Consider the following 13,694-nt stretch of genomic DNA (forward strand, 5'->3'; position numbering starts at 1 on the left):
AGGGGCCGGCATGGACGACCCCGGGTCGGCGCAGGGCCCCGACGCCCGGGACGCGCTGGAGCGGCTGCTGCTCGACGGACCGCGCCGGTACACCCGGCTGCAGGTCGCAGCCATGTCCGGGATCCCCCCGGAGCGGACCCAGCGGCTCTGGCGGGCGCTGGGCTTCCCCGACGCCGCCGACGACGACGTCGCCTTCACCGACGCCGACATCGAGGCGCTGGGGGTGCTGTCCACCCTGATCGACTCCGGCTTCGTCGACCCCGGGACGGAGGCGTCGATCGCCCGGGCGATGGGGCAGTCGCTGTCCCGGCTGGCCGACTGGCAGACCGACATGCTGGCCGACTCCCTGGCCCGGGCCGCCGGCCCGGGCCGGCGGACGGTCTCCCCGGACGACGCGGTCGAGGCGGCGCGGGCCCTGCTGCCCCGGCTGCGGCAGGTCCAGGACTACGTGTGGCGCCGGCACCTGGCCGCCAACGCCGGCCGGCTGGTCACCGCCGTCGGCCAGGGGGACCGCCGAGAGCTCGCCGTCGGCTTCGCCGACCTGGTCGGCTACACCTCGCGCAGCCGGGGGATGGGCGGCCGGGAGCTCGGCGCGATGGTCGAGGACTTCGAGAGCATCGCCGCCTCGGTCATCGCCCGGCACCACGGCCGCGTGGTCAAGACCGTCGGCGACGGCGTGCTGTTCACCGCCGCCCCCGCCGACGCCGCCGCGATCGGCCTGGCGCTGCCCGACGCCTGGACCGCACCCGAGCGCCCGCTGCTCCGCGTGGGCGCCGCCTTCGGCGCGGTGCTGACCCGGCTCGGCGACATCTACTCACCCGTCGTGAACCTGGCCAGCCGGCTGACCTCGATCGCCCGGCCGGGCACCTTCCTGGTCGACCGGGAGCTGGCCCACCGCATCCGGGACCTGCCGGAGTACCGGGTGCGCCCGCTGCGCCGGGTGTCCGTGCGCGGCTACGACCACCTCCAGCCGTGGCTGGTCCGCCGGCGCCGGGCCGACGACGCCCCGGACGAGAGCGGCTACGACGAGGACGCCTTCGACCCGGAGTGAGCGGGCGCCGGCCGTGCGGATGGGAGGCTGGACCGGTGAGTGCCACCCTCGTCGCGCGCGGCCTGGCCGCCGGTCACGGCGCCCGCGTGCTGTTCGCCGACCTCGACCTCGTCGTCGCCCCGGGTGACGTCGTCGGGCTGGTCGGCGTGAACGGCGCCGGGAAGTCCACCCTCCTGCGCACGCTGGCCGGCGAGCTGCCGGCGGAGTCCGGCAGCATCGTGGTCAGCCCGCCGTCGGCCGCGCTGGGCTACCTGCCGCAGGAGCACGAGCGGCAGGCCGGCGAGGACGTGCTGGGCGCGCTGGCCCGCCGCACCGGTGTCGCGGCAGCGCAGGCCGCGCTCGACGCGGCGACCGAGCGGCTGACCGCGGGCGAGGACGGCGCGGACGACGCCTACGGCGACGCCCTGGAGCGCTGGCTGGCGCTCGGTGGTGCCGACCTCGAGGAGCGCGCCGCGGAGGTCGTCGACGAGGTCGCGCCGGGGGTCGCCCTGGACGCGGCGATGACGGGGCTCTCGGGCGGGCAGGCGGCCCGGGTGGGGCTGGCCTCGCTGCTGCTGTCGCGCTACGACCTGCTGCTCCTGGACGAGCCGACGAACGACCTCGACCTCGCCGGGCTCGACCAGCTCGAGCGGTTCGTGGCCGGATCGCGCGCCGGCATCGTCGTGGTGAGCCACGACCGCGAGTTCCTCGCCCGCACGGTCAGCCGGGTGGTCGAGCTCGACCTGGCCCAGCAGCTCGTCCGCGTCGTCGACGGCGGCTACGAGGCGTACCTGACCGAGCGGGAGGTCGCGCGCCGGCACGCGCGCGAGGAGTACGAGGAGTTCGCCGACACGAAGGCCGGGCTCGAGGCGCGGGCCCGCATGCAGCGCAACTGGATGGCCAAGGGCGTCCGCGACTCGATCAAGAAGTCCAAGGACGGCGACAAGCACATCAGGGCGCACAACCGGGCCTCGTCGGAGAAGCAGGCCGCGAAGGCGAAGCAGACGCAGCGGATGATCGAGCGGCTCGACGTCGTCGAGGAGCCCCGCAAGGAGTGGGAGCTGCGGATGGAGATCGCCGCCGCCCCCCGCGCCGGTGCGGTCGTCGCCACGCTGCGCGGGGCGGTCGTCCGCCGCGGCGGCTTCGCCCTCGGGCCGGTGGACCTGCAGGTCGACTGGGGCGACCGGGTGGCCATCACCGGCGCGAACGGCGCGGGGAAGTCCACCCTGCTCGCCGCGCTGCTCGGCCGGGTGCCGCTGGACGAGGGGACGTCCGTCCTCGGCCCGGCGGTGCGGATCGGGGAGATCGACCAGGCGCGCGGGCTGTTCCTGGGTGCCGAGCGGCTGCTGGACGCGTTCGGCGCCGAGGTCCCCGACTGGCCGACGTCGGAGGTCCGCACCCTGCTGGCGAAGTTCGGGCTCACCGCCGAGCACGTCCTGCGACCGGCCGGGACCTTGTCCCCGGGCGAGCGCACCCGCGCCGCCCTGGCGCTGCTGCAGGCCCGCGGGGTCAACGTGCTCGTCCTCGACGAGCCCACCAACCACCTGGACCTGCCGGCGATCGAGCAGCTCGAGCAGGCGCTCGGTGCCTACGAGGGCACCCTGCTGCTGGTCACGCACGACCGGCGGATGCTGGACGCGGTGCGCACCACCCGGCGCCTGGAGGTCACCGCCGGGCAGGTCGCGGAGGCCTGAGCTGCGTTAGGTTCGGCTCGTGAGCGACCGGACGATCCTGGACATGTTCCGCCTCGACGGCCGCGTCGCCGTCGTCACGGGGGCCTCCTCCGGCCTGGGGGCGGTGTTCGCGCGGGCGCTGGCCGAGGCCGGCTGCGACGTCGTCCTCGGCGCGCGGCGGACCGACAGGCTGGCCGACACCCGGCGGGCGGTCGAGGAGACCGGCCGGCGGGCGCTCGCGGTCCGCACGGACGTCGCCGTGCCCGAGGACTGCACGGCGCTGGTCGAGGCCGCCATGGCCGAGTTCGGCCGGGTCGACATCCTGGTCAACAACGCCGGCGTGGGCACCGCCTACCCGGCGACCCGGGAGACCCCCGAGCAGTTCCGCCAGGTGATCGACGTCAACCTCAACGGCTGCTACTGGATGGCCCAGGCCTGCGGGCGCGTCATGAAGCCGGGCAGCTCGATCGTCAACATCTCCAGCATGCTCGGCCTGACCACCGCCGGCCTGCCGCAGGCCGCCTACGCCGCCAGCAAGGCCGGCCTCATCGGCCTGACCCGGGACCTCGCCCAGCAGTGGACCGGCCGCAAGGGCATCCGGGTCAACGCCCTGGCCCCCGGCTTCTTCGTCTCGGAGATGACCGACGCCTACCCCGAGGAGTACATCGACTCCCAGCTGCCCCGCATCCTCGTCGGCCGCAAGGGGCACCCCGAGGAGCTCGCGGCGGCGCTGATCTTCCTGGTGAGCGACGCCGGCGGGTACGTCACCGGCACGACCATCCCGGTCGAGGGCGGGATGCTCACCAGCTGAGCCGCCCGGCGGCGGCCTGGTCGGTGCGGGCGGGGGAGCTGCACCTGACCATCCCGGCGGAGCAGCCGCTGTGGTGCCCGGACCTGCACGAGGAGCCCCTGCGCGTCTCGTGCGCGTTCTGGATGTCGGGCTTCGAGGACCGGCCCGAGCACTCCGGCGAGCTCTGCATCGCGGAGATCTTCGGGGACGCGGTGGACCGGGCGCCGGTGCAGCTGGTGATCGGCGTCCTCGACTTCCCGGCGCGCGCCGCGGGGCGCGCGCCGGGGTTCGTCCCGGAGCTCGTCGTCTCCGGCGTGCGCGGGCGCAGCGCTAGCTGCGGCCCTCGGCGCGCTCGACCAGCGCGGTGATGCGGTCGGTCAGCTCGTCCCAGAGCGCACGGGGCAGGTCGTGACCCATGCCGTCGATGACGACCAGCTCGGCGCCGGGGATCGCCGCGGCCGTGGCCCGGCCGCCCGAGACGTTCACCAGGGCGTCGTCCGAGCCGTGGATCACCAGGGTGGGGACGGTCACCCGGCCGAGGTCGGCCGTGCGGTCGGGGCTCGTGACGATGGCGGCCATCTGCCGGGCGACACCGGCCGGGTCGTGCGCCCGGTCGAAGGCGAGCGCGGCCCGTGCGCGGACCGCCTCCTCGTCGAACGGGAAGCCGGGGGAGCCGATGACCCGCGACGTCTCGAGCTGGCGCGCGATCGCCCCGTCGCGGTCCTGGGCCGGCGGCGCGTACAGGACGCCCTGGGCGGCCTCCGTCGCGCCGCCCACCGACCGGTCGCCGGTCGTCGACATGATCGAGGTCAGGCTGCGGACGCGGTCGGGGTGGTCGATGGCCACCCGCTGGGCGATCATCCCGCCCATCGACACCCCGACCAGGTGCACGGAGCCCAGCCCCAGCGCGTCGACGAGCCCGGCGGTGTCGGCCGCCATGTCGGCCAGCTCGTAGTGGACGCTCGACCGGTCCCCGCGGCGGACGTCGCCGAGGCGCGGGAGGCCGGCGGAGTGCAGGTGGGTGGACAGGCCGACGTCGCGGTTGTCGAACCGGACGACGAACAGGCCGCGCGCGGCGAGGCCGGCGCACAGCTCGTCGGCGTAGCTGATCATCTGCGAGCCGAGGCCGCTGACCAGCAGCACGGGCGTGGCCGAGGGGTCGCCGAAGGTCTCGTAGGCCAGCTCCACGTCGCCGACCGTCATCGTCTTGATGCCGCTGCTCTCCATGCCGCGGAACCTAGTGCAGCCGGGTGAGACGCCGGTCACTGCCCCGCTCGGTGACGGAACTGTCGGTGGGCCGTGCTCGGATCCGTCTCGCCACCGCACCGGCGGTGCGACCCCGAGGAGGAACCGTGCCGATCCAGCTGCTCAACCCAAAGGGCCTGCCGCAGCCCGAGCACTACGTGCAGGTCGCGGTCGCCACCGGCAGCCGCACGGTCTACCTCTCCGGTCAGGTGGCCCGCGACGCGGACGGCAACCCGGTGGGTCCCGGGGACCTCGCCGCTCAGGTGGAGCAGGCGTACCTCAACGTCGCCACCGCGCTGGCGGCCGTCGGGGGCGGCTTCGACGACGTCGCGAAGCTGACCGTGCACGTCGTCGACTGGTCGCCGGACAAGCTGGGCGACCTGGGGGCCGGCGTGGGCCGGGCGGCCGAGCGGCTGGGCATCGACCCGCGCAAGCCGATCACCCTGCTGGGCGTGGCGGGGCTGGGTGAACCGGACCTGCTCGTGGAGGTCGAGGCGGTCGCCGTGCTCGCGTGACGGCGGAGCCGGTGCGGACCGGCGGTGAACGAAGAGTGCCCCCGGCAGGATTCGAACCTGCGCCCCTGCCTCCGGAGGGCAGTGCTCTATCCCCTGAGCTACGGGGGCTCGACTCGTTCGCGTCGTTCGGGGGAGAACCTATCAGCCCCCGGAGGCGCCGCGGGCGGTGGGCCTACGGCGCCGGGAGCGGGGTGCCGCCCCGCGCGGCGAGCATCGTGGCCATCGTCCGGGTCTCCGCGGACTGGGCGCGGGCGATGGCCTGCGCGAGGTCGCGCACCGCCGGGACGTCGGCGTGCTCGACGGCGTACTCGGCCATGTCGAAGCCGCCCTGGTGGTGGCGGATCATCAGCCGGAGGAACTCGACGTCGAACGCGGTGCCGCGCAGCTCGCGCAGGTTCGCCAGCTCCTCCTCGGTCGCCATCCCCGGCATCAGGCCGCCGTCGGTGGCCGTGTGGTCGTGGCCCCCGCCCTCCGACATCCAGGCCATGGTGTCCCCACCGCTCTGCGGCACGCCCCACAGCGACAGCCAGCCCTGCATGCGCCCCGCCTGGTTGGTCTGCGTGGCGGAGATGTCGAAGGCGATCTGCCGGACCTCCGGGTCCTCGCTGCGCTCGGCCACCATGTTCGCCATCTCGACGCCCTGCAGGTGGTGGCGGCCCATGTCACGGGCGAAGCCGGCGTCGACCGAACCCGCGGCCGGGGTGTCCGTGCGGCCGATGCCGACCGCCACGGCCAGGCCGCCGCCGAGCAGCACCAGGCCGACGGCGATGACTGCCAGGAGCGCGGTGCGCAGCGGGCGGCCGCGGTGCTCGGCAGGAGCGGTCACGTCGGCCTCCACCTCGGGTGCGCGGGTCAGCTCGGTCGTCGTCATGCGCGGATCAGCCCTGCTCCTCCGTGCTCGGCATGTCGCTCGGGCCCACCGGGGCGCTCGCGTCGCCCTCGACCAGCGGGTCGGCGGCGAACGCGGGGTTCTCGCAGGAGGCGCCCGGCTCGGGGAACGCCAGCGCCTCGTTGCGGTCGGTGTCGTCGCCGTAGGGCGAGCGGTTGTAGGTCATGAAGTCCGCGAACTGCTCGATCCGCGGGTCGTCGGCGCTGTCCACCTTCAGCTGGTGGTTCCACGACTGGAGGCTGATCGGGGTGTCCATGCCGGCGACCGGCGACATCATCCGGCCGGACTCGCCGTCCACCAGGTCGGCCAGCGTCTCGACGTCGGCGTCGGGGACGGCGTCGGGGTCGTAGGCGATCCAGACCGCTCCGTGCTCGAGGCTGTGCACCGCGTTCTCGTGCCGGATGTCGACGTCGTAGACGGTGCCCGTGCAGTCGGCCCAGGTGCCGTCGTGCGGGCCGCCGACCGGCGGCGACTCGGTGTAGTCGACCTCGGTGGTCACGTGGTCCTGGCCGGGGGAGTAGTCGGCGGCCACGACGCCGGAGATCTCCTCGATCGAGGCGAGCTTGTCGGCGTTGGCCTCGTTCACCTGGACGACGGCGTAGGTGATGGTGGCCGCGGCGAACACGACGACGGCGACCGCGCCGGCGATGAGGCCCCACGGACGCTTCTGCGCGTTGGCCACGACCTGCGTCGGCGGGCGCGTCCGGCCCCCCTTGGCGCGGTTGGGGTTGCCGCCTCCGGACCGGGTGGCGCCGCCGCGGGGGCGGGCGTCGTCGGGCTTGCGGTCCTTGGCCAAGGCCACTCCTCGTTCGCGGGTGCACGGTGCGCCGGCGAGTCTAGGTTGCGAACCTGGGCATTCCCTGCATGCGGCGGGCGGGGGCGCCGGAGCGGCCCGGGGCGGTCAGTACGCTCGTGCGGTGACACCGGAGCAGCTGCAGGACGTCGTCCGTACCGCCGTGGCCGCGGTCGTCGACCGCGGCGCGCTGCCCGTGGAGGTGCCCGCCGAGGTCGTCGTCGAGCGGCCGAGGAACCCCGAGCACGGCGACTACGCCACGAACGTCGCCCTCCGGCTGGCCAAGCCCGCCGGCCGGCCGCCCCGCGAGGTCGCCGAGGTGCTGGCCGAGGAGCTGCGGGCGCACGAGGGGATCGCGTCGGTCGACGTCGCCGGGCCGGGCTTCCTGAACATCACCCTGGCCCAGGGCGCGCTGGGCACGATCGCGGTGCGCGCCGTCGCGGCCGGTGCGGCCTACGGGCGCACCGACGCCTTCGCCGGCCGGAAGCTGAACCTGGAGTTCGTCTCGGCCAACCCGACCGGCCCGGTCACCCTGGGCTCGACCCGCTGGGCCGCCGTCGGCGACGCGCTGGCCCGCCTGCTCGAGGCCACCGGTGCAGAGGTCAGCCGCGAGTACTACGTGAACGACGCCGGCGCGCAGATCGAGCGGTTCGGCCGGAGCCTGCAGGCGGTCGCGCAGGGCCGGCCGGTGCCCGAGGACGGCTACCAGGGCGACTACGTCGAGACCGTCGCCCGGCAGGTGGTGGCCGCCGTGCCGGGCCTGCTCGACCGACCCGAGGAGGAGCAGGTCACCGTCTTCGCCGAGCAGGGCGTCGCGGCGATGGTCGCCGACATCCGCAGCACCCTCGACGGGTTCGGCGTCCACTACGACCGGTTCTTCTCCGAGCGGACGCTGCACGAGTCGGGCGCCCTGGAGAAGGCGGTGGGCCGGCTGCGCGAGCAGGGCCACGTGTTCGAGGCCGACGGCGCCGTCTGGCTGCGGACGACGACCTTCGGCGACGACAAGGACCGCGTGCTGGTCAAGGCCGGGGGCGAGCCGACCTACTTCGCCGCGGACTGCGCCTACTACCTGGACAAGCGGGCACGGGGCTTCGACCGGGTCGTCATCATGCTCGGCGCGGACCACTCCGGGTACGTCGGGCGGTACAAGGCGCTGGTCGCCGCGACCGGCGACGACCCCGACACCCACCTCGAGATCCTGATCGGCCAGCTGGTGAACCTGGTCAAGGACGGCGAGCCGGTGCGGATGAGCAAGCGCAAGGGCAACTTCGTGCTGCTCACCGACCTGGTGGACGCCGTCGGCACGGACGCGGCCCGCTACGCGCTGGCCCGCGCCTCGGTCGACCAGCAGATCGACATCGACGCCGACCTGTGGAGCCGACGGACCAACGACAACCCCGTCTTCTACGTGCAGTACGCGCACGCCCGCATCTCGTCGGTGCTGCGCAACGCCGCCGACCTGGGCCTGGGGCTGGGCGAGGCGGGCGACGTCGACGTCGCCGCGCTGGCGCACCCGCGGGAGAGCGACCTGCTGCGCGCCGTCGGCGAGTTCCCGCGGGTGCTTGCCGCCGCCGCCGAGCTGCGCGCCCCGCACCGGGTGGCCCGCTACCTCGAGGAGCTCGCGGGCACCTACCACCGCTTCTACGACTCGTGCCGCGTGCTGCCGCGCGGCGACGAGGAGGCGACGCCGCTGACCACCGCCCGGCTGTGGCTGTGCGCCGCCACCGCGACGGTGCTGCGCAACGGCCTCGACGTGCTCGGCGTGACCGCCCCGGAGCGGATGTGAGGGCGCACCCGGCCGGGCCGCTGCACGGGAACATCACCCCGCCGACGGCGGCCGGCGCACCCCCGGCGGAGCTGGGCGCCCTGGACCCGCAGGTCTGGCCGCGCTCGGCGACCCGCGTCGACGGCGAGCTGCACCTCGCCGGCCGCGCCGTCACCGACCTGGCCCGCGAGCACGGCACCCCGCTGTTCGTGCTCGACGAGGAGGACTTCCGCGGCCGCGCGGCCGAGTTCGCGACGGCGTTCGAGGGCGCCGACGTGCACTACGCCTCCAAGGCGTTCCTCTGCGGCCAGGTGGCCCGGTGGGTCGCCGAGGACGGCCTGCACCTGGACGCCTGCAGCGGCAACGAGCTCGCGCTCGCCCTGGCCGCCGGCTTCCCGGCCGAGCGCATCGCGCTGCACGGCAACAACAAGTCGCTGGTCGAGCTGCAGCTCGCGGTCGACTCGGGCATCGGGCACGTGGTGCTCGACTCGTTCGACGAGATCGAGCGGCTGGCGCCGCTGGCCGCCGCGCGCGTGGCCGCGGGCGGTGCGCCGGTGCCGGTGCTGATCCGCGCCACGGTCGGCATCGAGGCGCACACCCACGAGTTCATCGCCACCGCCCACGAGGACCAGAAGTTCGGCTTCTCGCTGGCCACCGGTGACGCCCTGGCGGCGGCCGTCCGGGTCATCCGCGAGCCGGCGCTGCGGCTGGCCGGGCTGCACAGCCACATCGGCTCGCAGATCTTCGACACCGCGGGCTTCGAGGCGGCCGCCCACCGGGTCGTCGGCCTGCTGGGCCAGGTCCACCAGGCCACCGGTGAGCTGCTGGGCGAGCTCAACCTGGGCGGCGGCTTCGGCATCGCGTACCTGGCCGAGGACGACCCGGTCAGCCCCGCCGACGTCGCGGCGAAGCTGCGCACCGTCGTGGCCGCCGAGTGCGCCGCCCTCGGCCTGCCGGTGCCGCGGCTGGCCGTCGAGCCGGGCCGCGCCATCGCCGGCCCCGGGACCGTCACGCTCTACGAGATCGGCACCATCAAGCCGGTCCGGCTCGGTGCGGGCGGTGCCCCCGGCGCCCCGGCCGTCCGGAACTACGTCTCCGTCGACGGCGGCATGAGCGACAACATCCGCACCGCCCTGTACGACGCGAGCTACACCTGCGTGCTGGCCAACCGCACCTCCGACGCACCTCCGGCGCTGTGCAGGGTCGTCGGCAAGCACTGCGAGAGCGGCGACATCCTGGTGCGCGACCTCTGGCTGCCCTCCGACGTCGCACCCGGCGACCTGCTCGCCGTGGCCGCCACGGGCGCCTACTGCTGGTCGATGGCGAGCAACTACAACTACCTGCTCAAGCCGCCGGTGGTCGCCGTGCGGGAGGGCGTCGCGACCGAGATCGTCCGACGTCAGACACTGTCGGACGTGTTCGCCCTCGACGCCGTCCTCGCAGACCGGCCCGCACCTCCCGTCGCGCCCTCCCAGCCGGCTCCCGAGCACGCCGCCGGGGCGCGGTCGTGACGGCCCCGCTGCGCGTGGCGCTGCTGGGCTGCGGCACGGTCGGCAGCGCGGTCCTCCGGCTGATCGAGGACCAGGCCGACGACCTCGCCGCCCGCATCGGCCGGCCGGTCGAGGTGGCCGGCATCGCCGTCCGCCGCCCGGCGCACCACCCCGACGTGCCCCAGCACCTGCTGACCACCGACGCCGCCGCCCTGGCGGTCCGCGACGACGTCGACCTCGTCGTCGAGGTGATCGGTGGCATCGAGCCGGCCCGCAGCCTCATGTACGCGGCGTTCCGGGCGGGCAAGTCCGTGGTCAGCGCCAACAAGGCGCTGCTCGCCGAGGACGGGCCCGGCCTGCACGCGGCCGCGGCCGAGGCCGGGGTCGACCTCTACTACGAGGCCGCCGTCGCCGGGGCCATCCCGCTGCTCCGCCCGCTGCGCGAGTCCCTGGCCGGTGACCAGCTGCGCCGCGTCGTCGGCATCGTCAACGGGACGACGAACTACATCCTGTCGCGCATGGCCGAGACCGGCGCCGGGTTCGCCGAGGCGCTGGCCGAGGCCACCGAGCTCGGCTACGCCGAGGCCGACCCGACGGCCGACGTCGACGGCTTCGACGCCGCGGCGAAGGCGGCCATCCTGGCCTCGCTGGCCTTCCACTCGCCGGTGTCCTCGGCCGACGTGCACCGCGAGGGCATCGCCGCGGTGTCGGCGACCGACGTCGCGCGCGCGGCCGAGATCGGCTGCACGGTCAAGCTGCTGGCCATCTGCGAGCGCGTCACGGAGAAGCCGGACGGCGACGCGGCGTCCGATTCCGTGGCCGTCCGCGTGCACCCGGCGATGATCCCGACCACGCACCCGCTGGCCTCGGTCGGTGGCGCCTTCAACGCCGTCTTCGTCGAGGCCGAGGCCGCCGGGCAGCTGATGTTCTACGGCCAGGGCGCCGGGGGGGAGCCCACCGCCAGCGCCGTCCTCGGCGACCTCGTCGCGGTGGCCCGCAACCGCGTCGCCGGCGCCTCGGGGCAGGGCCCGACCGGTTACGCCGCGCTCGCGGTGCGCCCGATGGCCGAGACCCCCACCCGGTACCACGTGAGCCTCGACGTCACCGACCGGCCCGGTGTCCTCGCCGCCGTCGCGCAGGAGTTCGCGCGCCACGAGGTGAGCATCTCCACCGTCCGGCAGACCGGCCGGGGCGACGCCGCCACGCTGGTCATCGTCACGCACAGCGCGCCCGACGCGGCGCTGTCCGCCACCATCGCCGCCCTGCGGGACATGCCCGCGGTGCGCGGTGTCACCAGCGTCCTGCGCGTGGAAGGTCTGCAATGAGCGTCCTCAAGGCGACCCCCGGGTGGCCCGGGCTGATCGAGGCCTACCGGGACCGGCTGCCGGTCAGCGACTCGACCCCGGTCGTCACGCTGCACGAGGGAGCCACCCCGCTGGTCCACGCCCGCGAGCTCAGCAGCCGGACCGGCTGCGAGGTCTACCTCAAGGTCGAGGGCGCCAACCCGACCGGGTCGTTCAAGGACCGCGGCATGACGATGGCCATCACCAAGGCCGCCGAGGAGGGCGCGAAGGCCGTCATCTGCGCCTCCACCGGCAACACCAGCGCCAGCGCCGCCGCCTACGCCGCCCGGGCCGGCCTCACCTGCGCGGTCCTCGTGCCGCAGGGCAAGATCGCCATGGGCAAGCTGGCCCAGGCGCTGGTGCACGGCGCGCAGCTGCTGCAGGTCGAGGGCAACTTCGACGACTGCCTCGCGCTGGCCAGCAAGCTGGCCATCGACTACCCGGTGAGCCTGGTCAACAGCGTCAACCAGTACCGGATCGAGGGCCAGAAGACGGCGTCCTTCGAGGTCGTCGACGTCCTCGGCGACGCCCCCGACATCCACTGCCTCCCGGTCGGCAACGCCGGCAACATCACCGCCTACTGGCAGGGCTACCGCGAGTACGCGGAGGACGGCCCGGCCACCCGCACCCCGCGCATGTGGGGCTTCCAGGCCGCGGGTGCGGCACCCATCGTCAACGGCGCCGTCGTCGAGAACCCGAGCACGATCGCCACCGCGATCCGCATCGGCAACCCGGCGTCCTGGACCAAGGCGCTGGCCGCCCGCGACGAGTCCGGCGGCCGCATCGACGCGGTCACCGACCGCGCGATCCTGTCGGCCTACCGGCTCCTGGCCCGCAGCGAGGCGGTCTTCGTCGAGCCGGCCTCGGCCGCCTCGGTCGCCGGGCTGCTGCAGGTGCACGCCGCCGGTGAGCTCGAGCCGGGGCAGCGGGTCGTCTGCACCGTCACCGGCAACGGGCTCAAGGACCCGGAGTGGGCGATCTCGGGCGCGCCGGCCCCGGTGACCATCCCGGTCGACGCCGCGGCGGCCGCGGCCCAGCTGGGCCTGTGAGCACGGTCGTCCAGGTCCGCGTCCCGGCGACCAGCGCGAACCTCGGGCCGGCGTTCGACTGCGCCGGCCTGGCCCTCGGGGTGCACGACTCGCTGGAGTTCGAGGCCACCGGCGGGGGGCTCGAGGTCGTCATGACGGGGGAGGGCGCCGACACCCTGCCGGCGGACGAGCAGCACCTGGTGGTGCGCGCGTTCCGGGCAGCGTGCGGCGAGCTGGGCTGGACGCCGCCGGGGCTGCGCGTCCGCACGGAGAACGGCATCCCGCAGGGCCGGGGGATGGGCTCGTCGGCCGCGGCTGTCGTCGCCGGGGTGCTCGGCGCCCGGGGGTTGTGCCCCGACGGCGGGGCGATGGACGACGACGCCGTCCTCCGGCTGGTCACCGAGCTCGAGGGGCACCCCGACAACGTCGCGGCCTGCCTGCTCGGCGGGGCGACGCTGTCCTGGATGACGGCCGACGGCGCCCGCGCCGCACGGCTCGCCGTGGCCGAGGAGGTGCAGCCGGTCGTCCTCGTGCCGGACGCGACGCTTCCCACGCACGTCGCCCGCGGCCTGCTGCCCGAGCTGGTCCCGCACGCGGACGCCGCCTTCAACGCCGGGCGCTCCGGCCTGCTCGTGCACGCGCTCACCGCCGCACCGGCGCTGCTGCTCGAGGCCACCGAGGACCGGTTGCACCAGGGGCAGCGCGGCCCGGCCATGCCCGCGTCGCACGAGCTGGTGCAGCGCCTGCGCACGGCCGGCCACGCCGCCGTCGTCTCGGGCGCCGGGCCGAGCGTGCTGGTGCTCGGGCGGCAGCCCGGCAGCGGCGACGTCGCCGCAGTGGTCCCGGACGGCTGGCGGCTGCTCGCGCCGGGGATCGACCGCTCCGGCGCAACGGTGCAGGCCGGGCCTCGGGTATCGTCTCGGTAACGAGGAACACACTGGAACCAACCGGTGTTGTCCACTCCGTGAGCCGCGTCTAGGCTCTCGGCGTAGCCGCCCACTCGGGCGAGCCTCGCGTGGGGCCGAAGCCGGCGATCTCTGCCGCTGATCCGCCCCGCATTCTCGACCCCGCTCTCCCTCCGCCCCCGCCTCATGCCCGGGTCGACGGGGAGCGGTGCACCCCCTGCGCTGGAA

13 protein-coding genes and 1 tRNA gene are annotated in these 13,694 nt (G+C 74.9%); 10 read left to right on the forward strand and 4 right to left on the reverse strand.

The features are described from left to right. Nucleotides 1-10: 10 nt before the first annotated feature. From ACI79H_RS13860 to ACI79H_RS13875, 4 genes are read left to right on the forward strand one after another with little or no spacing between them, the layout of a single operon-like run. Nucleotides 11-1,051, forward strand: a complete 1,041-nt coding sequence (locus ACI79H_RS13860) for an adenylate/guanylate cyclase domain-containing protein (protein ID WP_456554984.1) — start codon at nucleotides 11-13, stop codon at nucleotides 1,049-1,051. A 35-nt stretch (nucleotides 1,052-1,086) separates the two neighbouring features. Beyond that, entirely contained in the window at nucleotides 1,087-2,724 is a 1,638-nt protein-coding gene (locus tag ACI79H_RS13865; RefSeq protein WP_456554985.1) for an ABC-F family ATP-binding cassette domain-containing protein, read from the forward strand. 19 nt (nucleotides 2,725-2,743) lie between these two features. Continuing rightward, nucleotides 2,744-3,514 (forward strand): SDR family NAD(P)-dependent oxidoreductase, encoded by a 771-nt coding sequence (locus tag ACI79H_RS13870; protein WP_456554986.1) that lies wholly within the window; start codon nucleotides 2,744-2,746, stop codon nucleotides 3,512-3,514. 23 nt (nucleotides 3,515-3,537) lie between these two features. After that, a complete protein-coding gene (locus ACI79H_RS13875) occupies nucleotides 3,538-3,861 on the forward strand; it encodes a hypothetical protein (RefSeq protein WP_456554987.1) in 324 nt (107 codons plus the stop codon). Here the strand turns inward: ACI79H_RS13875 and ACI79H_RS13880 are convergent. Beyond that, the gene (locus ACI79H_RS13880) at nucleotides 3,824-4,720 is read right to left on the reverse strand and encodes an alpha/beta fold hydrolase (RefSeq protein ID WP_456554988.1); all 897 of its coding nucleotides are present in this window, start codon (nucleotides 4,718-4,720) and stop codon (nucleotides 3,824-3,826) included. The genes ACI79H_RS13875 and ACI79H_RS13880 overlap by 38 nt on opposite strands. 125 nt (nucleotides 4,721-4,845) lie before the next feature. Between ACI79H_RS13880 and ACI79H_RS13885 the strand changes: the two genes are divergently transcribed. Further along, nucleotides 4,846-5,253, forward strand: a complete 408-nt coding sequence (locus ACI79H_RS13885; RefSeq protein WP_456554989.1) for a RidA family protein — start codon at nucleotides 4,846-4,848, stop codon at nucleotides 5,251-5,253. A 36-nt stretch (nucleotides 5,254-5,289) separates the two neighbouring features. On the opposite strand, the gene ACI79H_RS13890 is transcribed toward ACI79H_RS13885, so the two are convergent. The 3 genes from ACI79H_RS13890 to ACI79H_RS13900 form a co-directional block, all read right to left on the reverse strand. Continuing rightward, nucleotides 5,290-5,361 (reverse strand) — tRNA-Arg (locus ACI79H_RS13890). 64 nt (nucleotides 5,362-5,425) lie between these two features. Next, nucleotides 5,426-6,124 (reverse strand): DUF305 domain-containing protein, encoded by a 699-nt coding sequence (locus ACI79H_RS13895; RefSeq protein ID WP_456554990.1) that lies wholly within the window; start codon nucleotides 6,122-6,124, stop codon nucleotides 5,426-5,428. Nucleotides 6,125-6,131: 7 nt separating this feature from the next. Continuing rightward, a complete protein-coding gene (locus ACI79H_RS13900; RefSeq protein ID WP_456554991.1) occupies nucleotides 6,132-6,944 on the reverse strand; it encodes a DUF3105 domain-containing protein in 813 nt (270 codons plus the stop codon). A gap of 115 nt (nucleotides 6,945-7,059) precedes the next feature. On the opposite strand from ACI79H_RS13900, the gene argS reads away from it, so the two are divergent. The 5 genes from argS to thrB are packed head-to-tail and all read left to right on the forward strand — an operon-like array spanning nucleotide 7,060 to nucleotide 13,487. Beyond that, nucleotides 7,060-8,721: an arginine--tRNA ligase gene (gene argS, locus ACI79H_RS13905; protein WP_456554992.1), complete on the forward strand. Its 1,662-nt coding sequence runs from the start codon at nucleotides 7,060-7,062 to the stop codon at nucleotides 8,719-8,721. After that, a complete protein-coding gene (lysA, locus tag ACI79H_RS13910) occupies nucleotides 8,718-10,211 on the forward strand; it encodes a diaminopimelate decarboxylase (protein ID WP_456554993.1) in 1,494 nt (497 codons plus the stop codon). The genes argS and lysA overlap by 4 nt, the downstream gene beginning before the upstream one ends. Next, nucleotides 10,208-11,515: a homoserine dehydrogenase gene (locus ACI79H_RS13915; RefSeq protein ID WP_456554994.1), complete on the forward strand. Its 1,308-nt coding sequence runs from the start codon at nucleotides 10,208-10,210 to the stop codon at nucleotides 11,513-11,515. Before lysA ends, ACI79H_RS13915 begins: the two co-directional genes overlap by 4 nt. Then, nucleotides 11,512-12,582 carry a threonine synthase gene (thrC, locus tag ACI79H_RS13920; protein ID WP_456554995.1) on the forward strand — a complete coding sequence of 357 codons (1,071 nt, stop codon included), beginning with the start codon at nucleotides 11,512-11,514 and terminating at the stop codon, nucleotides 12,580-12,582. Before ACI79H_RS13915 ends, thrC begins: the two co-directional genes overlap by 4 nt. Next, entirely contained in the window at nucleotides 12,579-13,487 is a 909-nt protein-coding gene (gene thrB / locus ACI79H_RS13925) for a homoserine kinase (RefSeq protein ID WP_456554996.1), read from the forward strand. Before thrC ends, thrB begins: the two co-directional genes overlap by 4 nt. Nucleotides 13,488-13,694 lie beyond the last annotated feature (207 nt).

The organism is Blastococcus sp. SYSU D01042 (genome assembly GCF_054050515.1).

Excerpts from the sequence above, each read along its gene's own strand:
- ACI79H_RS13895 (WP_456554990.1), bottom strand. The coding sequence starts at position 6,124 with ATGACGACGACCGAGCTGACCCGCGCACCCGAGGTGGAGGCCGACGTG.
- ACI79H_RS13860 (WP_456554984.1), top strand. The coding sequence starts at position 11 with ATGGACGACCCCGGGTCGGCGCAGGGCCCCGACGCCCGGGACGCGCTG.
- ACI79H_RS13880 (WP_456554988.1), bottom strand. The coding sequence starts at position 4,720 with ATGGAGAGCAGCGGCATCAAGACGATGACGGTCGGCGACGTGGAGCTG.
- thrC (WP_456554995.1), top strand. The coding sequence starts at position 11,512 with ATGAGCGTCCTCAAGGCGACCCCCGGGTGGCCCGGGCTGATCGAGGCC.